The sequence below is a fragment of the Bradyrhizobium ottawaense genome (assembly GCF_900099825.1).
Classification (GTDB): Bacteria; Pseudomonadota; Alphaproteobacteria; order Rhizobiales; family Xanthobacteraceae; genus Bradyrhizobium; species Bradyrhizobium ottawaense_A.
Window position 1 is genome coordinate 6,862,641 of record NZ_LT629693.1, and the last position, 19,116, is coordinate 6,881,756.

A 19,116-nucleotide genomic window follows, 5' to 3' on the forward strand; every position below is an offset into this window, starting at 1 on the left:
TTGCGAGGAGCGTAGCGACGAAGCAATCCATTCTTTCTTTGCGCCGCAAGATGGATTGCTTCGCTTCGCTCGCAATGACGGGGACTGTGTTCACTTCGCGCCCTCCCGCTGCTTCATCTTCGGATCGAGCGCGTCGCGGGCGGCGTCGCCGATCAGGTTGATGCTCAGGATCGCGATCGAGAGCAGGAGGCCCGGCCAGAAGATCAGCGACGGCTTGATCTGGAAGTAGGCGCGGCCCTCGGCCATGATGTTGCCCCAGGTCGGGGTCTCCGGGTTGATGCCGGCGCCGAGGAACGACAAAATCGCCTCGGTGAGAATGGCGGACGCGCAGACATAGGTGCCTTGCACGATCAGCGGCGCGATCGTGTTCGGCATCAGATGCAGCCACATGATCTTGGGCAGGCTGGAGCCGACCGAGATCGCGGCCTCGACATAGGGTTCCTCGCGCGCCGACAGCACCACCGAGCGCACCAGCCGCGCCACGCGCGGAATTTCCGGGATCGTGATCGCGATCAGCACCGTCATCAGGCTGGCGCCCGACAGCGAGACCACGGCAATCGCGAGCAGGATGCTCGGGATCGCCATCAGCCCGTCCATCACCCGCATCATCACGGCATCGACCCATTTGAAGAAGCCGGAGACGAGGCCGATGACGAGCCCGATGCCGATCGAGAAGATCGCGGCGCCAATGCCGATAACAAGCGAGATCCGTCCGCCATAGATGATGCGCGACAGCACGTCGCGGCCGTAGCCGTCGGTGCCGAGCCAGTGCAGGGCGGTCGACGGCTTCAAGCGCTGCGCCGGCGCCAGCAACTGCGGATCGTGCGGCGCCAGCAGCGGCGCCAGGATTGCCATCAGCACGATCAGCCCCAGCAGAACGGTCGCAACAGCGATGATCGGCGTCGAGGTGAGAAAGCCGAGTTTTGGCCGAAACGGCGTGGTAACCGGTATCGACGGTTCGGGGAGGGTTTCGATGGCCATCAGTACCGAATCCTCGGGTCAAGCAGGGTATAAGCGACGTCGATCAGCAAGTTGACGGCAACATAGATGCCCGACGTCAAAAGGATCATCGCCTGGATCACCGGATAGTCGCGCGCCAGCACCGCATCGACGGTGAGGCGGCCGATGCCGGGCAGGTTGAACACGCTCTCGGTGACGACGACGCCGGAAATCAGAAGCGCAAAACCTGTCCCGATCACGGTGATGACGGGGACCGCGGCATTGCGCAGCGCGTGGTGCAGCAGCACGCCGGTCTCGCTGATGCCCTTGGCGCGCGCGGTGCGGACGTAATCCTCGCCGAGCACGTCCAGCATCGCGGCCCGCGTCATGCGCGCGATCAGCGCGACATAGATAAAGGACAGCGTGCAGGTCGGCAGGATGATGCGTTCGAAGAACGGACCGAAGCCGGCGGTGATGCTTTTAAAGCCCTGCACCGGCACCCAGCGCAGGTCGATCGCAAAGATCTGGATCAGGACATAGCCGATCACGAACACGGGCACCGAAAACCCGACCACCGACAGGCCCATCACGAAACGGTCGATCCAGGTGCCGTGCTTCCATGCCGCGATCACGCCGAGCGGGACCGCGACCAGGATGGAGAGGATGATGGTGCACAGCGCCACCGAGATCGAAGGCTCGACGCGCTGGCCGATCATTTGCAGCACCGGTACGTTCGAGATCAGGGAGACGCCGAGATCCCCGTGCAGCAGCCGGCCGATCCAGGTGAAGAACTGGATATGCAGCGGCTCGTTGAGGCCGAGCGAGGTGCGGATAAGGTCGAGCTTTTCCGGCGTCGCATTGTCGCCGGCCAGGATCGCGGCGGGATCGCCGGGCGTCAGCCGCAGCAGCAGAAACACGAACAGCGCAACCACGCCCATCACGGGGATGGTGGCGAGGATGCGGCGAAGCAGATATCCGAGCATTTTGATCCGTTACAAATGTGGCAACCGCTCATTCGGTCGGCACAGCCTCTATTCTCGGCCGGTAGCGTACCAGTTCAGCAAGTCTCGTGCCATTGGATGGCTACGTAGATCCACCTAGCCCGCTTCATTGGAGCCACAACTTAAGCCGTCATGCCCGGGCTTGTCCCGGGCATCCACGTTCTTTGACGACCGCAGCAAGCAAGACGTGGATGGCCGGGTCAAGCCCGGCCATGACGACTGCGGTACGTTTTCGAACTCACTCCAGCGTCGCCAGAAGCCCGGCCATCAGCCGGCCGCGTTCGGCCAGGCTATCCACCTCGATGTGCTCGTTGAGCGTATGGGCGTCGGCGCCGCGGACGCCGAGGCCGTCGAGCGTCGGGATCCCCATGGCGCCGGTGAAATTGCCGTCGGAACCGCCGCCGGCGCTGGCATGGGGGAGTTCGTGGCCCATCGCCTTGGCGAGCTCGCGCGCCTTTTCGTACAGCGCCAGGGTGCCGGCATCGGGCTCCCAGACCGGGCGGGTTACGCCGCGGGTCACCGTGAAGGAGACGTCATTGGCGCTGCCGGTCAGCGCCAGCATCCGTTCGACGCCGCGGTCGAGATCGGCCTGGCGCTTGGCCATGCTCAGCGCCTCGCCGGTGCAGGTGGTGGCGACGCAGTTGACCCATTGGCCGCCATGCACGATGCCGACCGAGAAGGTGCAGTCCTCCGTCGTCATGCCGTCGATGGCGATGATCTGGCGCGCCATCTCCCTGATCGCGGAACGTCCCGAGGACAGCGTGGCGCCGGCATGGCTCGGCTTGCCGACGGCTTCGAGGTTGAACCGCGCGATCGCGTAACGCCCGGTGACGACGCCGTTATTGAGCCGTCCCGGCTCCGGCACCAGCACGTATTTGTTGCGCGCGGCTTCCGCCTCGATGATGTCGCGGGTCGAGGGCGTGCCGACTTCCTCGTCCGGGGTGAACAGCACCGTGACCGGCAGCGGCGTCGTGAACGCGGCGCGGGCGAGCTGCCGGATCGCTTCCAGCGCCAGGTAGTTGCCACCCTTCATGTCGAAGATTCCGGGGCCGAAGCATTTGTTGCCGTCGCGCCGCCACTTCAGCTTTTCGATGGTGCCGACGGGATGGACCGTATCGAGATGGCCGGCGATCAGGATGCCGGGCTGGCCTTGCCTGGGATGCGGAAAGCGGGCGCGAATGCAGCCGGCAAATCCCTGCCGGCCGGCGATGCGTTCGATGGTCGCACCCATGATCGCCATGTCGCGCGCGGCGAGGTCGAGCATGCGCTCGACGGCGGGCGCATCCCAGGTCGGGCTTTCGCATTCCACCCAACCTCGCAGCCCCTGCAGCATGGTCTCGGAATCAAAGGGAAGATTGGCCGGGTTCATGAAATTTCTCTCTGCTGGAGCAGCTTCGCGCGGGCTTACGAAAATCGCATGCGGCGGATTTGTAAAGTCAAATAGCGGCTGTTTCCTCATTCATTTGTATACGTTCGATCTCGCCAAAACCGGATTGACGCGCCACGCGCTTGGTGCAAGTCTCAAATAGTCTGGATTTACAGCGTGTTAGTTCGGCCAAAGTGCGAACCTTGGTTCGCCCAAATAACGAACGACATGCATAATGAATCAGCGGGCTTTGACCAGTTTCACGTCAGGAGAGATCGAATGTTCCACATCACGCGTTGGAAGCGTCCAACGGTAGCGTCCGCATTGTCGGCTCTCGCGCTTTCGGTGGCGCTGACGTCACAGCTGGTGACGTCGCAGGCGATGGCCGCCGGCAAGACCATCACCGCGGTGATGCACGCCGATCTCCGTACGCCGGGCATGCAGACCACCGCCTACATCGTCCGCGATTTCGGCTACATGATCTACGACACGCTGCTGGCGCAGGACTCCAGCTTCAAGATCCAGCCGCAGATGGCGGAGTACAAGATCTCCGACGACAAGCTGACCTACACCTTTACGCTGCGCGATGGATTGAAATTCCATGACGGCACGCCGGTTACGGCGGAAGACTGCGTGGCGTCGCTGAAGCGCTGGGGCAAGGCCGATGGCATGGGCCAGAAGCTGATGGACTTCACCGCGAGCCTCGAGGCCACCGATGCCAAGACCATCACACTGAAGCTGAAGGAGCCCTACAGCCTGGTGCTGGAATCGATCGGCAAGCCGTCCTCGCTGGTGCCGTTCATGATGCCGAAGCGATTGGCGGAAACGCCGGCCGGGACGCCGATTCCGGAATTGATCGGATCCGGCCCCTTCAAGTTCGTGCAGGCCGAATTCCAGCCCGGCGTCAAAGCGGTGTTTTTGAAAAACACCGACTACGTGCCGCGCAAGGAGCCGCCGAGCTGGACCGCCGGCGGCAAGGTCGTGAAGGTAGATCGCGTCGAATGGATCACGATGGCCGACGCGCAAACCGCGGTGAACGCGCTGCAGTCGGGCGATATCGATTTCATGGAAATCCCGTCGTTCGACATTCTTCCCGTGCTGGCAGCCAACAAGGACATCAAGATCGACACGCTCGACAAGGTCGGTTTCCAGACCGTCGGCCGGATGAATTTCCTTTTTCCGCCCTTCGACAACGTCAAGGTACGCCGCGCCGCCTTCATGGCGATGAACCAGAAGGACGTGCTGGATGCGCTGATCGGCAACCCGGAATATTACAAGCTTTGCGGCGCGGCCTTCGTCTGCGGCACGCCGCTTGAAACCGACGTCGGTTCGGAAGCGGTGGTCAAGGGCAACGGCATGGCGGAAGCCAAGAAGCTGCTCGCCGAATCCGGCTATGACGGCACGCCCGTCGTGATTATGGCGCCCGGCGACGTCGTCACGCTGAAGGCGCAACCGATCGTCGCGGCCCAGTTGATGAAGGAAGCCGGTTTCAAGATCGATCTGCAGGCCACCGACTGGGGCACCGTCGTGTCCCGCCGCGCCAGCCAGAAGCCGATCAAGGAAGGCGGCTGGAACATGTTCTTCACCAACTGGAACGGCGCCGACCTGTCGAACCCGATCGTCAACTTCGCGATCGGCGGCAAGGGCAAGAACGGCGGATGGTTCGGCTGGGCGGACGATCCGAAGATCGAATCGTTGAAGAACGATTTTGCGCGTGCAACGACGCCTGAAGAGGCGAAGAAGATCGCAACCGAGATCCAGAAGGAAGCCTACGAGCAGGTGATCTATATTCCGCTGGGCCAGTACACCCAGCCGAGCGCATGGCGGAAGTCGCTGACCGGCGTGCTCGACGGCCCGGCGACGCCGATCTTCTGGAACATCGACAAGAGCGAGTAGGGCGAAGGCGCGCTCTACGCGTCATTCCGGGGCGATGCGAAGCATCGAACCCGGAATCTCGAGATTCCGGGTCTGGTCCTTCGGACCATCCCGGAATGACGTGCTCATTTCGTCGCTTACGCTCCTCGCAATGACGTGAAGGCGATCAGCAGTGGCTGTCGCGCACCGATTCCTGTCCGTCGTTCTGCAGTGGCGGGTGAATCTGCGGCAGCGACGAGGGCGCACGCGTCCCGAGCGGTTTGCGTCCGGTCGCGGCAGGTTTGGAAGAAGGTTCGCTGGCCATGTCGTCATGCTCCGATTTGCTGCATGACAACATTTTTGTAGCCGTCAGGTTCCGCTCACACCGGATGGGCGGCCAGATGTTCCAGCATCAATTCGCACACCCGCGCCGGCGCCTGATCGGCCGCAAAATGACCGACGCCGGGCAGCACCTCGAAGCGATAGGGCGCGGCGATGAAATCGACCGTGCCTTCGGCGGCGACGCGGCCGACGGTGTCGTCGGCGTCGCCCCAGATGTAGAGCGTCGGCACGCGGATCGGACCGAGCGGCCCGCGGATGGCGCCGCGCGCGCGGTACCAGGCGAGTGCGGCCTCCATCGCCTCCTTGTTGCCGAGCACGGCAAGGTGCTGTTCGATCGCATCAACCGGAACGCCGTTTGCGGCCAGCCGATCGCGCAGCCATTTTGCATCGTCGGCGAGCACGACGTCGGCGGCGTCGGGTTCGAGAAACGCCTTGTGGTGCCGCGAGCGCTGCGCCTGATCGCCGTCGACCATCTCCAGCGCGCGGTTGAAGGCGTTCGGATGCGGCCGCGACAGAATGGTGAGCGAGGCCAGCCGTTCACGATGGCGGTCGGCGAGGCCCCAGGCGATGCTGCCGCCCCAGTCGTGACCGGCGAGGTGAAACCGCGCGTCGCCATAGCCGCTCTCGGCTACGATCGCCATCGCGTCGTCCATCAGACGGTCGATCAGGTAATGTGAGAACTCGCGGCTGTCCGGCCGGGCGCCGGGCGAATAGCCGCGCTGGCTCGGCGCGATGGCGCGATAGCCCATGTCGCCGAGGGCTGCGACCTGCGCGCGCCAGCAGTTCATCGATTCCGCAAAGCCGTGCAGCAGCAGCACCAGCGGCGCACCGGGCGCGCCGGCGGCAAGCGCGTCGAAGGTCAGGTGCGGCGCGATCGTGATCTGTTCGAGAACCGGCATGCGACCATCCTGGGCTGGCCAGTTGCGGATGGCAATCCCGGCCGGTCGATGGCGAGACGGATTCGCGAGGCCGGTTGCGGAATTGTGCAACATCCGCAAAGTGATGTATTGGGAAGCCCACAAACCGTCGAATGCTTGGGAGGGAAACCAACGTTGCACTATCTGAGGTCGATCCTGTTCGCGGCGGCGGTCGTGATCCTGACGATTGTCGTGTCACTGACGGTACCCTTCCTGTGGCTGTTCAAGGCCAGCAGCGCGACGGTTCGCGCGGTTTCGCAGGTCTGGGTCAAAGGGATCATGTTTCTCTTCAGGGCCGTTCTCGGGCTCGACTACCGGGAATACGGGCGAGCCAATGTTCCCGACGGCCCCTGCATCATTGCCTGCAATCACCAGTCGCTGTGGGAAACGGCGGCGCTGAGCGCGATTTTCCCGGACGCCAGCATCGTTGCCAAGAAGGAGCTGAGCCGGCTTCCGATCGTCGGCTGGTTTCTGCAGCGCTACCCGATGATCCTGGTCGATCGCGCCGCCGGCCGGCACGCGCTCAAGCAGATGGTCGAGGAGGCCAAGCGCGCGGTCGCGGAAGGCCGCAAGGTGCTGCTGTTTCCGCAAGGCACGCGGCAGGCGGTCGGCGATCCCATGGTGTTCCAGGCGGCCGGCATCTCCGCTCTCTACACCACGCTCGATGTGCCGGTGGTGCCGGCGGCGTGCAATTCCGGTTTGTTCTGGGGCAAGAAGACGCTGATGATCCACAGCGGCACCGTCAAGCTCTCCTATCTCCCGCCGATTGCGCCCGGCATGAACCGCAAGGAGTTTCAGCCGATGCTGGAGAAGATGATATCGGAGGAGAGCGAGAGGCTGGTCCGCGAAGGCGAGGCGAAGGTTTCGCCCTAGCCCGCGCGACGCCCGGCAAGCGAGCCGGCCAACGGCGCGATGAAGGCGAGGCACCAGGTGAACTGCGCAATGGTCGGATCGACCAGCGCGATCGCCGTTCCGCACAGGAATACGACGACGGGGAACACGGCCGTCACCAGCAGTTGCGAATCCGGGCGGTCCCTGAGGGCGAGAACCCACAACAGCGCGTTCAGCGTGGCGATAGACGTCAGATGGATTCCGTAGACGATCGCGACCACGCTATCGAGCCGGTAGCCGCCGTAAAGTCCGTTGGTCACCGGCAGGATGATGATCGTCAGCAGAAAAAGCAGATTGAGGAACACCACGCCGCGGCCGGCCTCCGGCGCCACCGCGAGCCGGCGATGATGGCTGAACCAGAACAGCCCGGCGACGACGAAGGAGATCGCCAGCGCGATGACCGGTTGCGCATAGACGCGAACGAGGTCGATCCAGCCGGGCGCGCTCTTGAAGCTGGAGGCCTTCGGCAGGTCATAAGCGAGCAGCGTCATGGCAACGCCGAAGATGGTATTGCTCAGCATTTCCAGCCGGCGCATTTCGAACAGATGAAGTTGCGGCATGTCGTCCCTTGCTTCACCAGTCGGCTGCGCCACGCGTAGCCCGTAGCGGAGGCTGCATCGCTGTCGGTCGTCGTTTTCGCTGCGCTCAAGCTATGCCGGACACGCTTCGCCCAAACGGTCTCAAGGGCTGCGCCACGCATAGCCCTCGGGCGCCTGGCTTGCCAAGCCGTAGCTCGCGGCCACACGGCCGGCCTTCGCCTAAGGCCTCGGCGCGGCAGCCCTCTCTCGCTTCGCGAGCGAAGGCTGGTGCGGGCGGTGGGAGTCGAACCCACACGACGTTGCCATCGAGGGATTTTAAGTCCCTTGCGTCTACCAGTTCCGCCACGTCCGCATTATTGATTTGCATAGCTTTTTTGCCCCTTAATCGCAAACGTTTTGCAGTTTTTCCCTCGCGTTTTGCAAAACACGTTCACGCTCCGTCCTTGATGCGATTAAAGCAGCGCGTGATGCTGAACCTCGTCCTCGACGTGACGTGTGCAGTGCGCGCCCATGCGGGTGGACTTGTCGCCGATCAGCCTCGCCACTTCGCGGCACTCGGCCAGGAAGTTCGGTGGCTGCCGCGGGCGCCGAGCACGGACGATGGTGGGAGCCCCGCAGGCCAGCAACGCCACTGCGTCAATTTTGGTGATGGGCTTATTCGGCCATCGATCGATTGAGGCGCTGCGGGACGAGCGCCGAGCCGTTTAAAGTCAGGCGGCGCGGCCGCTGGACGATGAGACGCTCTCTGCATCGGGCGCGTTGAAGGTAAATCCTCACGAATTAGATGCAGGTGGCGAGGAGCAGCGGTGGACCGAAGGTTACAGCGGTCGCGACGAGGGCAGTTATAAGGGTCCATGTGACGGTCCGATGCAGAAACGTGCCAGTTGGACCGAAATCGGGGTCAGTGCCAGCTCGGGTGATGTCGCGCCACATCCAGCCGATCACGATCAGATGGACGAAGAATACCACGGCGAGCCCCAACCGCAGCGAGCCGGACGCCCAGGCAAAAGCGCAGCCGATGGCGTGGAGCGCGTAGAGCGCGACCAGCGCACTGCACCAGACTGCGAATCCCGCCGCGAGCCACCATAGCCGCCTTGCTGGTATCGCACGCTCACTCACGGTCGAGCCGCCAGCATCGTCACGAGCGCAGGCAGAGCGAGAACAAGGCCCATTGCAATGACTCCTGTAACCAGCGTGTAGTCGAGCCATAATCGCGTGAGGCGTAGATCCAGTACGCGCCGGGACGCAATGAAACCGGCACCGACACGCAGGAAGTTGCTGACGAGGAAGAGAAGGCCGATACCGGCGTGGAGAGCCACATAGCCGAGCAGCGCCGCCGCGGTCGCGCCGAGCGCATGCTCGCTCGGATGTGGCGCGACATCGACGATCAACCCGACGGCGGCGGCGATGGCCGCAAGAAGCGCCGGCACGGCGAGACCAATCCAGCCGCGCGCCCTGCCACCAGTGGTGACCGCTCGCAGCGAACCGCGCGCCGCCGCGGCAGCTGCAGCAAGGGCCGCGACGGCGAACACGGCGAGCATGCGGCTCGGTTCGGGTGTGATCGCCGCGGGCCAATTCGGCGCTGCGATCCAAAGATAGAAGGTCCCGAACAGCAACGATGTGAAGAGAGTGCCGTCGGCGACCAGCGTGCAGATCAGCGCCAACCACGCCGGCGCTTCGGCCACCTCGGTATGAGGTGGCAAGCTGATGCCTTGACCGACGGGCATAGGACCGAAGTCGCGCGCGAGACCGGCGCGGTTCGCGGAGAACACGAACATGCCGGCGGTCACTAGCGCAACGACCAGGGCCAGCAGGTAGAACTTAAACAGAAGCGTCAGGACCGCCGCTGCGGTCGCGAGCGCGGTAAAAAGCGGAAGGTAGGTCGGTTGCGGCAGCACGATCAGTTGTTCGGGCTCGCCGGTCGTCATGTTTACGCCTAGCGTCTCCTGCCAGCCGTTACGCGTGAAGCCGAGATAGCCTTCGCCTCGCGCCAGCGACAGTGCGAGATCGTCGGGAGCGATCGCGTCGGACCGTGTTAGATGCGGGATCGAGGCGAAGGCATACGGTGCAGGCGGGATCGACATAGCCCATTCCAGTGTCGCCGCGCCCCAGGGATTGCGCCGCACACGACGCCCGTAACGGAGTTGAACGAAAAGGTCGATCACCACCAGCGCGAAACCAATCGTCATGACGAACCCCCCAACCGAAGACAGCAGGTTGAGCCAGTTCCAGCCTTCATTGCCCCGATAGGTATAGATGCGGCGGGGCATGCCGAGCAGACCTGTCAGGTGCATCATAAAGAAAGTCAGGTTGAAGCCGACGAAGACCAGCCAGAAGGCCGGTACCGACAGCCGGTGCACGGCGGTGCGCCCTGTCAACAATGGCAGCCAATAGTAAAAAGCCGCCAGCATAGGGAAAGCGAGGGCGCCAGCCACCACATAGTGCATGTGGGCAACGACGAAATAGGTGTCATGGGCCTGCCAATCGAACGGCACCATGGCGAGCATTACGCCAGTCAGTCCGCCCATCACGAAGATGAAGAAGAAGCCGAAAACGTAAAGCATTGGCACGCTCCAGCGTGGCTTGCCGTGTGCCAGCGTGGCAAGCCAGGCGAAGATCTGTACTGCTGTCGGCACGGCGACGATCGCCGAGCCTGCGGAGAAAAAGGCGAGCGCGAGATGCGGGATACCCACGGTAAACATGTGGTGCACCCAAATGCCGAAACTCAGGAATGCGAGTGCCACAATCGCGACGACGATCGCCCGGTAGCCGACAAGCGGACGACCGGCGAATACCGGAATGATCGTCGACAGAACCCCGGCCATGGGCAGGAAGATGATGTAAACGTCCGGATGACCGAACAGCCAGAACAAGTGCTGCCAGAGCAGAGGGTCGCCGCCTCGGGTGGGGTCGAAGAACGGCAGGCCGAAGGCGCGCTCGATCTCAAGCAGGATTGAGCCGAGGATGAGCGGCGGAAAAGCCACCACCATCATCAGCGCAGTGACCAGGATGTACCAGCCGAAGATCGGCATCCGGTCGAGCGACATGCCGGGCGCACGTACCTTCAGGATCGAGACGACGATCTCCACGGCCAGCGACAGCGCCGATATCTCGACGAAGGTCACGCCGAGAAGCCAGACGTCGGCGTTAATGCCCGGAGTGTACACATTGGAGCTCAGCGGCGTGTACATGAACCATCCGCTGTTGGGCGCAACCCCCGCGATCAAGGACACGGTCAGGATCGTGCCGCCGAACAGATAGCACCAGTAGCCGTAGGCGGTGAGCCTGGGAAAGGCGAAATCACGCGTGCCGAGAATCTTCGGGGTCAAATAGACCGCGAAGCTTTCCACCATCGGGATGGCGAAAAGGAACAACATCATGGACCCGTGCATGGTGAAGACCTGGTTGTAGGTCTCTGGATCCATGAAGGCTGCGTTGGGCGTCGCGAGCTGAACGCGGGTCAGCATGCCGAGCACACCAGCGATGGCGAAGAAGGTGAATGACGTGATCATCATGCGCATGCCGATCACGGAATGGTTGACCGCCGCGAGGCGTTGTAACCCCGGCCCGGTGGCCCAGATCGCGGCGAGCTCGCGGTGCAACCGCAACGCCGGAGGTCCCTGCGGCAGCGGCTCGACGGGTTCACTCATTTTCTCTCCGACTCCCCTGATACGGCCGCCCGCGCAAGCGCAGCGGAGAATTCCTCCGGGCGATGGACGATGACATCGAATCGCATCCCCGCGTGACCGAGACCGCAAAATTCGTTGCATTGGCCTGCGTAGCGGCCCGGTTGATCGGCCTGAATGCGCAAGCGGTTCACATGCCCGGGCACCGCATCGATTTTGCCGGCGAAGCGGGGTATCCAGAAGGCGTGGATGACGTCCTGGCTGGTGACAAGGATGTCGACCGGAGTGCCTGCGGGCAGGTGCAAGACGTTTCGAGTTTTCACCCCGTCATGATCGGGGTAGCGGAAGGTCCAGACCCATTGCCGACCCACTGCCTCGATCCGTGGCGGCGCCAGTCCAGGTAACGGCAGGAGCCTCTCACCGGCGATCAACGCATAGGCGACAAGAGGCAGCAGGACGACGGCCGGCAGAACCAACCCGCCGAGCACGATCCAGCGTCCGGGCGACACGTTCGAGCCCCAGCCCGGACGCCGGATCACCATCGCGAACAGCACCATCACGAGCGCGAAGAGAATTCCCGCACCAACCAGCATCAACCACCACAGCGTGGCGATCGAAGCCCCGGCCGGCCCCGAGGGATCTAGCGTCGACAGTGGCCCATTGCAGCCGGGAAGTACTGCGAGCATTCCGACTTGGATCAGCGCGTACAAGAGACTACGATGTCTGCTTGAAGGATGTTTCGATTGACGCGATGGAGGAGGACGATGGCAAAGCAACGCGATCTCAAGACTCAGCCCCGGAGTGAGGTCCAGCTGGAACTGCTTCGACTTGATGTCGGTTCGGCGATGGCCCTCGTTGGGCACCCGATTCACGTGATGATGGTGCATTTCCCGGTCGCATTCGTGATCGCGACCCTCGGCGTCGATATATTGTACTGGTGGTCGGGAGACGCGTTCTGGGTGCGGGCTGGACTCTGGTCGGCCGGCATGGCGTTCTGGAGCGGCGTGGCCGCAAGCATCGTCGGCACCGGTGAGCTGTTGCTTGTGCGCGGGATCCGGCTTCTTGAAGCAAGCTGGTCTCATGCCGTGGCGGCGATGACGCTGGTTGCGATCGGGGGAGCCAACTGGGGTCTGCGCCTGATCGATACCGCGGCGATCTTGCCGCACGGCCTCGCCCTCTCGGCCCTCGCGTCGGTGATGGTGGGCTTCGCCGGCTGGCACGGGGGCAAGCTTGTGTTTGATCATGGCGTGGGGATTCTGATTTCGCCGAAGGACTGATGCAGCCAACGCCCGAGTCCGCCGGGCTCGAACAAATGCGCAGCGAATTGGTTCGAATCAATGTGCGGCTTGGCCAGCACCACCCAGATAATTGCGGTGATCAATACGATGTAAGCGCTCGTCAGCGCCACGTAGGGAAATCGACCGAACTGGCCCTTAGGCGAGAACAAGGGCGGGAGAATGAGGCCGGCGACGACGTGCAGCATCGCCATGGCTCCGACCAGCGCCATTTTCAGGGAGAACCATTCCACGAAGGTGGTCTGCAAAAAGATGAGTGCCGTTCCGCTGGCGATGGCGACGAAGGCGGCGGGGGAGGCCATCTCTACGTAGACGAACCGAGCTACCCGGTGCAGTCGGTCGAGATCCAACCCCGCCTCGAGTTTCCTCCGCTGCCAGAAAAGAAACGGCAAGACGATCAACCCGGCCGACCAGAGCGCGATCGCGGCAAGATGGACGAACTTCAGAGAGGTCGTCATAGCGCTGGTTCGCTCGATCGCAAGTTGGACCACGCGATCCAGACCCCCGCGCCTAGATAAGGTAGCATCGCCGGTACCCACATCAGCAAACCAGCAAGTTGCTGATCAGTGAGCGGCGCGAGCCCCCAAGCTGCCGTACTTGCGAAATGCACCGGATAGAGTGGCCTGGACGCGAACACGATCAACGCGCCGAGAAGGCCCATCTGCCCAATCGTTGCAGCGAGTGCAACCAGCGCCGAGCCGGACTGCGCCGGCACCAGGATCGCCCGCCACAACAGCCAAGCGCTTCCAAGGAGCGAAGTCTGCATCAGCCAATAGGCCGGCACGCTGGCGAGGCCCCAAGCATAAGGTCCCGGTGTGTGCCATAGCCAAAGGATGACTGCATGTGCCGCAACAAGCATGGCGAGTGACGGCGTTCCTGCGCGTCGTTGCGGAAACGCCAGTGCCAAAAGAGGGGCTACGGCGGCGATCAACAAGACGTGGTGCAATACCCGCACCGAAAACAACGCTGACGACAACGCACAAAGCGGCGAGACAAAGATAACGAGCATCAGCACGATCGCGCCCCAGCCTGCTCGCGTGTTGGAGGATCGGCTGCGGGCAACCGCAAGCGCCAAGGCTGCGAGTATTGCAATCAGCAGCGGATCGACATTCCAGCGGGTCCAGAGGTCGTCCGGGACGGCGGCGGGACCGCAATAGGCGATCATGGAATTCGGCACGATGCGGCTCTCCCGGTCTGCGGCTCCGCCAGCTTTTCCTCAATCAGACGCCGCATAGTAGACTGGAACAATTGGGAAGAATAGCGGCGGTTAAACAGAGCTACGCGGCAACGCGGGGCGAACTGACGGGTTACTCAAGTCTAACAATTCTTATGGACCACTCTATTTGCCCGCGAATTCGCAACCGAGATGTCATGGGTGGAAATCTTTTTGGAGGGCCTTATAGTTTGCGATACTACTAAATTCGGCCGTGCCATCATACCGTATCGTGGATGACGGAAGTCTGACCATGATCACGGTAGAAGGATCAGCTCATGCAGCTTCTATATAGTTTGCGCGGGGCCGTTTGGATCCTCGTCTACCTGCTGTTCATTCTCGCTCCCTTGTTCGCGCTCCTGGCTGGTTCGCATGCGCCGACGCGCGATTTCTGGACAGAATTCTCTGTTGCCCTCGGCTACTCCGGCCTTGCGATGATGGGCCTGCAGTTCGGTCTCACCGCGCGCTTCCGGTACGTCACCGAGCCGTGGGGCGAAGACGTGATTTACCATTTTCACCGTCAAATTTCGCTCGTAGCGGTCGGCTTGGTCGTAGCGCATCCCGTCATTCTGGTGATCGTTCAGCCGGAATTACTCGCGCTGTCCAATATGCTCGAAGCGCCGTTGAGTGCCCACCTCGCTCTTCTGTCGATTTTCTCGGTGATAGCGCTCGTGGTGACAGCCCTTTGGCGCGCGACGTTGAATCTCAAATACGAGACATGGCATTTCACCCATATCGTGCTCGCGGTCGTTGCCATCACCGCGGGGGTCGTGCACATGGTGGGATCGAGTTTCTATCTGGCGGATCCCTGGAAGCAGTCTCTGTGGATAGGCCTGACGATTTTTTGGATCGGACTGCTGCTTTACGTGCGCATCGTCAAGCCGCTGGTCATGCTTCGCCGTCCGTACCGCGTCTCGGAGACGCGTCAAGAACGCGGCGAAACGACCACGTTGGTGATGCAGCCGGAGGGCCATCCGGGATTTCACTTCAGCCCCGGCCAGTTCGGCTGGTTGACGGTCTGGGGGAGTCCCTTCAAGATCACCGCGCATCCATTCTCATTCTCGTCCAGCGCCGCAGCGAAGGGGGGCGGCGTCGAGATGTCGATCAGGAATCTGGGTGACTTCACTAAAGAGATACAGAGAGTGCCGGTGGGCAAGCGTGTCTACCTCGACGGACCGTACGGCGCGTTCACAATCGGCAACCCGGCGGACATGCACGTATTAATCGCCGGTGGTGTCGGTGTTACGCCGATGATGAGTATGATCCGCACGCTCGCTGATCGCGGCGACAAGCGGCCCGTGATTCTGCTCTACGGCAGCAAGGACCGGGAATCGATTACCTTCCGCGAGGAGCTGGAGTTGCTGGAAGCGCGGCTCGACCTGACGGTCGTCCATGTGTTGGCGAACCCGCCGGCGGGCTGGACCGGCGAACAAGGTTTCATCAACGCCGAGATGTTCAAGCGTCATCTGCCGCCACCTTATTCCGATCATGAGTACTTCATCTGCGGACCCGGCGTGATGATGGATGCAATTGAAAAAGCGCTCGCCGAGATGGGGGTGCCGATGGCGAAATACCATTCCGAACGCTATAGCTTCGTCTAGGGAGGTCCCGATGCGCCGCGTGTTTGCTGACAGAGTGGCCTTTGCCACAGGGGTAATCGTGATCTTGATGTCGATCCTATTCGCGCTCTCCCGCGTGGCCGGGTAGGCGAGGATAAGATAGGACCCCGACCGGTCTCGGTATCGACTTGCGGGAGCCGCAGCCCGTCGCATCCCCCGGCCCGTTTTGCGAGGAGCGTCATGAGTGCTTACATCGTTGAACTGCTCGGCATCCTGATCGCTCTCGGTCTGCTCATCTTCCTCGCCTTTCGGGGGTACACGCTGCTGTTGGCGGCGCCAGCGGCGGCGATCGTGGCCGCCGCATTCTCTGGAGAACCGCTCCTCGCCAAATGGACGCTGACCTTCATGCAGGCTACGGGGCGCTTCATCACAAATTTCTTCCCGCTCTTTCTGCTCGGAGGCGTATTTGGCAAGCTCATGGATGACAGCGGCGCAGCGCTTTCCGTCGCCCGCTGCATGACCGAGCGACTGGGAGAGAAGCGAGCCGTCATGGCGGTGGTGTTGGCCTGTGCGCTGCTCACTTATGGTGGCGTCAGCCTCTTCGTCGTGGCTTTCGCCGTGTTTCCTGTGGCGGCCGCGTTGTTTCGACAGGCAGAGGTTCCGCATCGGCTGATCCCGGCGGCGATCGCGCTTGGCGCCTTCACCTTCACGATGACGGCTCTGCCGGGCACCCCGGCCATTCAGAACGCCATCCCGATGGCATATTTCGGCACCACGCTGTTTGCAGCGCCGGTTCTCGGCTTCATAGCATCCGCGATCATCCTGGGCTTTGGCCTGTGGTGGCTGCGCCTGATCGAGACGCGCGCGCATCGCGCCGGCGAGAGTTACAGCGCCGAAACGCCGGTAGCAACCGACGATCAGTTCGTGCGTGAGCGCGCCGCGAACGCGGACAATTTCGATATCGCCGAACTGCCGCACGGCCATCGCAGCGAGGAGTTACCGTCCTTTGCGCTGTCGGTGGCGCCCATTCTGATCGTTCTCGTAGTCAACCTCCTTATGAGTTTGTTCGTGCTACCACGCGTATACACCGGGTTTCTCGCCGAGCCGCGGTTCGGCGAAACCTCGCTCTCCGCAGTGAGCGGAGCCTGGTCTATCGTGACGGCGCTTGCGATCGCCTCGCTGATTTTGGCGGTGATCCATCGCAAGCGCATACCGGAGTTGCGCAAGACCCTCGATGCCGGCGCCAATGCCTCCGTGCTGCCGGTGCTCAATACAGCCAGCTTGGTGGGATTCGGCGCGGTCGTTGCGGCGTTGCCGGCGTTCGCTGTGGTCCGCGACGGATTCCTGGCGGTACCCGGCGGGCCGCTCGTGTCGATTGCCGTCGCCGCCAACGTGATGGGTGGTATCACTGGCTCAGCATCAGGCGGATTGGCCATCACGTTAAACTCGTTGGGTGAAACGTATGCCCAACTGGCCGCGAGCATGGGCATTCAACCTGAGTTGATGCACCGCGTGGCCGCCATCAGCTCCGGTGCGCTCGCTATGCTGCCGCACAACGGCGCAGTCGTTACCCTGCTCGCAATCTGCGGGGCTACCCAACGAGGAAGCTATCGCGAGATCATGATGGTGGGACTCGTGGGGCCGTTGATCGCACTGACTGTTGTCATCGCGCTTGGGAAACTATTCGGGGCATTTTGAACCCTGCCTTCCCCGCCTGCGCCTCATGTCATCGTGCAAGCCAGCCACCGTCCACGGGTAACGCCACTCCACTAAGTTGCGCCGCGGCGTCCGAGCAGAGGAATGCGGCGAGCGCTCCAAGCTCCTCCGGGGTAGTAAACTCAAGCGAGGGTTGTTTCTCACCGAGCAGCTTCGCTCTCGCTTCCTCGGGATCCAGCTTATCGCGAGCAGCTAGGGCGTCGATTTGCTTTTGTACCAGCGGCGTGAGCACCCAGCCGGGACAGATCGCATTGCAGGTGATGCCGGTGGTCGCCGTCTCCAGCGCCACGCCTTTGGTAAAGCCGACGACGCCGTGCTTGGATGCCACATATGCGGATTTGTCTACCGAGGCGACCAGTCCGTGCACCGATGCAATGTTGATGATCCGCCCCCAGTCCCGCGCAAGCATTTGCGGAAGCGCCGCACGAGTGGTCAAAAACACTGCGGTCAGGTTGATTGCAATCACTGCATCCCAGCGTTCGAGCGGAAATTCGTGCACCGGTGCAACATGCTGGATGCCGGCGTTGTTGACGAGCACGTCGACACGTCCGAACTCGCGCATCGCATGCTCGATCAGCCCCGTGGCATCGGCTGGCTTGGACAGATCGGCGGCGCTAAAGGCCACGCGTACGCCATGGGCCGCAGCAATCTCCCCGCGCAGCTTGTCGATCGCTGCGGCCTCGCCGAAGCCGTTGATCATGAGATGTGCACCCGCAGCAGCAAGCGCGCGAGCGATCCCGAGTCCAATGCCGCTCGTCGAACCGGTAACGACAGCCACCTTGCTCTTTAACATGAGCACCTCCATTAAGGCCTGACAGATATCGAATGGGTCCCCATCGAAAACCTGTGGCTGCCCCCGCCCGCACATCGAAGGTTTCATGATAATCTCGATGCGGCTAACGCCGGTCGCAACCGCGACGTTCCACTATACGTCTGCTCCACCGATTTGGGAAAGCACGCTTGGGGGTCCCGGACGATGCTGATTGAACCAACTGACATGTCGTTCGGACCACTACGTGGAGCGCGGTGCTGATCTGCCGGCCGGCGAAGGGCGCCTATTGGAACGGCAGGAAAATCGGAACCAGCAGCACGCTCACGATCGCCACGATGGGTCGGGGCGAATCTGGCTAATCAGCGCCGCGAGGCGTAAATTCGCTGGACGGTCATTCGTTTTGGAGTTCGCAGCGTGTCAACGACGCAGCGGGCCGCCAACTGATGTGGCCGAATAATAAGGATGGGTGATATGGACAAGCTAAAGTGGGCAGTTTTCATATTTGCAGTCCTGTCGATCGTCGGTGGGGCGGTTGTGTACATGACCGGCCAACAGGGGTTGAATCGAGACTCCTTTTTCGTCGCCGTTTTTGGATCGCTGACATTTGGTCTTGGTTTGTGGCTTCTTACACGAACTTTGTTTCGCAGGTAGAACCGCTTAAAGTAGCGATGGCGAAATCCAACTAGACTAGGCCAGGGCGGCTCAAGCCAGGCAGTACACCGCTGAACTACTCTCAGCCCAAGGCTGCCGTGCTCGAGGTATGCCGGCAGATCTCGGAAAACCTGCGGGTCCACCGCTTCGATCGCGAGTTGATCATGCTGAGCGAGGATACCCAAGCAAACCCGCCGTTTTCAGCGTGCTCCGCGGATTGGTGTACGACGTCGACGACGGGCTATAGCCCGCGAGCCACGTTACCTGGGTGTTGCTCGGCAATCGCCCGCCGATCTGCTTCCAGGTCGACAGCGAATTGAGGATGCGCCGTTGCGGGCCGGACAAGGAACCGCTGCCAGACGCAACACCGGTCTTCGCGTTGCCGTCGCACTCGACTTCGAGGCGGCCGACGAAATGGTGACCGGGTCGTTATGG

At 62.3% G+C, this 19,116-nt stretch carries 17 protein-coding genes and 1 tRNA gene; 5 read left to right on the forward strand and 13 right to left on the reverse strand.

Annotated features, from left to right (window positions below; all coding sequences use genetic code 11):
• Window positions 1-90: 90 nt before the first annotated feature.
• The 3 genes from BLR13_RS32245 to BLR13_RS32255 form a co-directional block, all read right to left on the reverse strand.
• Window positions 91-981 carry an ABC transporter permease gene (locus BLR13_RS32245; RefSeq protein WP_074815177.1) on the reverse strand — a complete coding sequence of 297 codons (891 nt, stop codon included), beginning with the start codon at window positions 979-981 and terminating at the stop codon, window positions 91-93.
• Window positions 981-1,922, reverse strand: a complete 942-nt coding sequence (locus tag BLR13_RS32250; RefSeq protein WP_074815175.1) for an ABC transporter permease — start codon at window positions 1,920-1,922, stop codon at window positions 981-983. The genes BLR13_RS32245 and BLR13_RS32250 overlap by 1 nt, the downstream gene beginning before the upstream one ends.
• A gap of 256 nt (window positions 1,923-2,178) precedes the next feature.
• Window positions 2,179-3,309 carry a M20/M25/M40 family metallo-hydrolase gene (locus tag BLR13_RS32255; protein ID WP_074815172.1) on the reverse strand — a complete coding sequence of 377 codons (1,131 nt, stop codon included), beginning with the start codon at window positions 3,307-3,309 and terminating at the stop codon, window positions 2,179-2,181.
• Window positions 3,310-3,585: 276 nt separating this feature from the next.
• Between BLR13_RS32255 and BLR13_RS32260 the strand changes: the two genes are divergently transcribed.
• On the forward strand, window positions 3,586-5,202 hold the full coding sequence (locus tag BLR13_RS32260) for an ABC transporter substrate-binding protein (RefSeq protein ID WP_074815170.1): 1,617 nt from the start codon (window positions 3,586-3,588) through the stop codon (window positions 5,200-5,202).
• Between the two features lie 145 nt (window positions 5,203-5,347).
• Here BLR13_RS32260 and BLR13_RS40735 read toward each other — a convergent pair whose 3' ends face one another.
• Window positions 5,348-5,485 carry a hypothetical protein gene (locus tag BLR13_RS40735; RefSeq protein ID WP_154070955.1) on the reverse strand — a complete coding sequence of 46 codons (138 nt, stop codon included), beginning with the start codon at window positions 5,483-5,485 and terminating at the stop codon, window positions 5,348-5,350.
• A 55-nt stretch (window positions 5,486-5,540) separates the two neighbouring features.
• Window positions 5,541-6,401 (reverse strand): alpha/beta fold hydrolase, encoded by an 861-nt coding sequence (locus BLR13_RS32265; RefSeq protein ID WP_074815167.1) that lies wholly within the window; start codon window positions 6,399-6,401, stop codon window positions 5,541-5,543.
• A 153-nt stretch (window positions 6,402-6,554) separates the two neighbouring features.
• On the opposite strand from BLR13_RS32265, the gene BLR13_RS32270 reads away from it, so the two are divergent.
• Window positions 6,555-7,292 (forward strand): lysophospholipid acyltransferase family protein, encoded by a 738-nt coding sequence (locus BLR13_RS32270; RefSeq protein WP_074815164.1) that lies wholly within the window; start codon window positions 6,555-6,557, stop codon window positions 7,290-7,292.
• On the opposite strand, the gene BLR13_RS32275 is transcribed toward BLR13_RS32270, so the two are convergent.
• The 5 genes from BLR13_RS32275 to coxB form a co-directional block, all read right to left on the reverse strand.
• A complete protein-coding gene (locus tag BLR13_RS32275) occupies window positions 7,289-7,870 on the reverse strand; it encodes a TMEM175 family protein (protein WP_074815162.1) in 582 nt (193 codons plus the stop codon). The two genes, BLR13_RS32270 and BLR13_RS32275, sit on opposite strands and share 4 nt — an antisense overlap.
• 244 nt (window positions 7,871-8,114) lie before the next feature.
• Window positions 8,115-8,201: transfer RNA gene (locus BLR13_RS32280), tRNA-Leu, on the reverse strand.
• Between the two features lie 428 nt (window positions 8,202-8,629).
• Window positions 8,630-8,968, reverse strand: a complete 339-nt coding sequence (locus BLR13_RS32290) for a hypothetical protein (protein ID WP_074815156.1) — start codon at window positions 8,966-8,968, stop codon at window positions 8,630-8,632.
• Window positions 8,965-11,499, reverse strand: coding sequence for a cytochrome c oxidase subunit I (ctaD, locus tag BLR13_RS32295; protein WP_074815153.1), 2,535 nt, complete (start codon window positions 11,497-11,499; stop codon window positions 8,965-8,967). The genes BLR13_RS32290 and ctaD overlap by 4 nt, the downstream gene beginning before the upstream one ends.
• Window positions 11,496-12,185, reverse strand: coding sequence for a cytochrome c oxidase subunit II (gene coxB / locus BLR13_RS32300; protein WP_091976871.1), 690 nt, complete (start codon window positions 12,183-12,185; stop codon window positions 11,496-11,498). Before coxB ends, ctaD begins: the two co-directional genes overlap by 4 nt.
• Window positions 12,186-12,239: 54 nt before the next feature.
• Here coxB and BLR13_RS32305 point away from each other — a divergent pair, with 54 nt between their 5' ends.
• A complete protein-coding gene (locus BLR13_RS32305) occupies window positions 12,240-12,752 on the forward strand; it encodes a DUF2231 domain-containing protein (protein ID WP_074815148.1) in 513 nt (170 codons plus the stop codon).
• Here the strand turns inward: BLR13_RS32305 and BLR13_RS32310 are convergent.
• Window positions 12,716-13,228: a CopD family protein gene (locus tag BLR13_RS32310; RefSeq protein ID WP_074815144.1), complete on the reverse strand. Its 513-nt coding sequence runs from the start codon at window positions 13,226-13,228 to the stop codon at window positions 12,716-12,718. The genes BLR13_RS32305 and BLR13_RS32310 overlap by 37 nt on opposite strands.
• Window positions 13,225-13,935, reverse strand: a complete 711-nt coding sequence (locus tag BLR13_RS32315; protein WP_171944911.1) for a cytochrome c oxidase assembly protein — start codon at window positions 13,933-13,935, stop codon at window positions 13,225-13,227. Before BLR13_RS32315 ends, BLR13_RS32310 begins: the two co-directional genes overlap by 4 nt.
• A gap of 326 nt (window positions 13,936-14,261) precedes the next feature.
• Here BLR13_RS32315 and BLR13_RS32320 point away from each other — a divergent pair, with 326 nt between their 5' ends.
• Together BLR13_RS32320 and BLR13_RS32325 are read left to right on the forward strand one after the other, a co-directional pair.
• Window positions 14,262-15,584 (forward strand): ferredoxin reductase family protein, encoded by a 1,323-nt coding sequence (locus BLR13_RS32320; protein ID WP_074815142.1) that lies wholly within the window; start codon window positions 14,262-14,264, stop codon window positions 15,582-15,584.
• 198 nt (window positions 15,585-15,782) lie between these two features.
• Window positions 15,783-17,240, forward strand: coding sequence for a GntP family permease (locus BLR13_RS32325; protein WP_074815140.1), 1,458 nt, complete (start codon window positions 15,783-15,785; stop codon window positions 17,238-17,240).
• 28 nt (window positions 17,241-17,268) lie between these two features.
• Here BLR13_RS32325 and BLR13_RS32330 read toward each other — a convergent pair whose 3' ends face one another.
• Window positions 17,269-18,051 carry a 3-hydroxybutyrate dehydrogenase gene (locus BLR13_RS32330; protein ID WP_074830855.1) on the reverse strand — a complete coding sequence of 261 codons (783 nt, stop codon included), beginning with the start codon at window positions 18,049-18,051 and terminating at the stop codon, window positions 17,269-17,271.
• Between the last annotated feature and the right edge of the window lie 1,065 nt (window positions 18,052-19,116).

What these genes read in the sequence shown, in the direction of transcription:
- BLR13_RS32255 (WP_074815172.1), bottom strand. Translation starts at nt 3,309, where the DNA reads ATGAACCCGGCCAATCTTCCCTTTGATTCCGAGACCATGCTGCAGGGG.
- BLR13_RS32325 (WP_074815140.1), top strand. Translation starts at nt 15,783, where the DNA reads ATGAGTGCTTACATCGTTGAACTGCTCGGCATCCTGATCGCTCTCGGT.
- BLR13_RS32250 (WP_074815175.1), bottom strand. Translation starts at nt 1,922, where the DNA reads ATGCTCGGATATCTGCTTCGCCGCATCCTCGCCACCATCCCCGTGATG.
- BLR13_RS32245 (WP_074815177.1), bottom strand. Translation starts at nt 981, where the DNA reads ATGGCCATCGAAACCCTCCCCGAACCGTCGATACCGGTTACCACGCCG.
- BLR13_RS32320 (WP_074815142.1), top strand. Translation starts at nt 14,262, where the DNA reads ATGCAGCTTCTATATAGTTTGCGCGGGGCCGTTTGGATCCTCGTCTAC.
- BLR13_RS32305 (WP_074815148.1), top strand. Translation starts at nt 12,240, where the DNA reads ATGGCAAAGCAACGCGATCTCAAGACTCAGCCCCGGAGTGAGGTCCAG.
- BLR13_RS32265 (WP_074815167.1), bottom strand. Translation starts at nt 6,401, where the DNA reads ATGCCGGTTCTCGAACAGATCACGATCGCGCCGCACCTGACCTTCGAC.
- ctaD (WP_074815153.1), bottom strand. Translation starts at nt 11,499, where the DNA reads ATGAGTGAACCCGTCGAGCCGCTGCCGCAGGGACCTCCGGCGTTGCGG.
- BLR13_RS40735 (WP_154070955.1), bottom strand. Translation starts at nt 5,485, where the DNA reads ATGGCCAGCGAACCTTCTTCCAAACCTGCCGCGACCGGACGCAAACCG.
- BLR13_RS32260 (WP_074815170.1), top strand. Translation starts at nt 3,586, where the DNA reads ATGTTCCACATCACGCGTTGGAAGCGTCCAACGGTAGCGTCCGCATTG.
- BLR13_RS32315 (WP_171944911.1), bottom strand. Translation starts at nt 13,935, where the DNA reads ATGATCGCCTATTGCGGTCCCGCCGCCGTCCCGGACGACCTCTGGACC.
- BLR13_RS32275 (WP_074815162.1), bottom strand. Translation starts at nt 7,870, where the DNA reads ATGCCGCAACTTCATCTGTTCGAAATGCGCCGGCTGGAAATGCTGAGC.
- BLR13_RS32330 (WP_074830855.1), bottom strand. Translation starts at nt 18,051, where the DNA reads ATGTTAAAGAGCAAGGTGGCTGTCGTTACCGGTTCGACGAGCGGCATT.
- BLR13_RS32310 (WP_074815144.1), bottom strand. Translation starts at nt 13,228, where the DNA reads ATGACGACCTCTCTGAAGTTCGTCCATCTTGCCGCGATCGCGCTCTGG.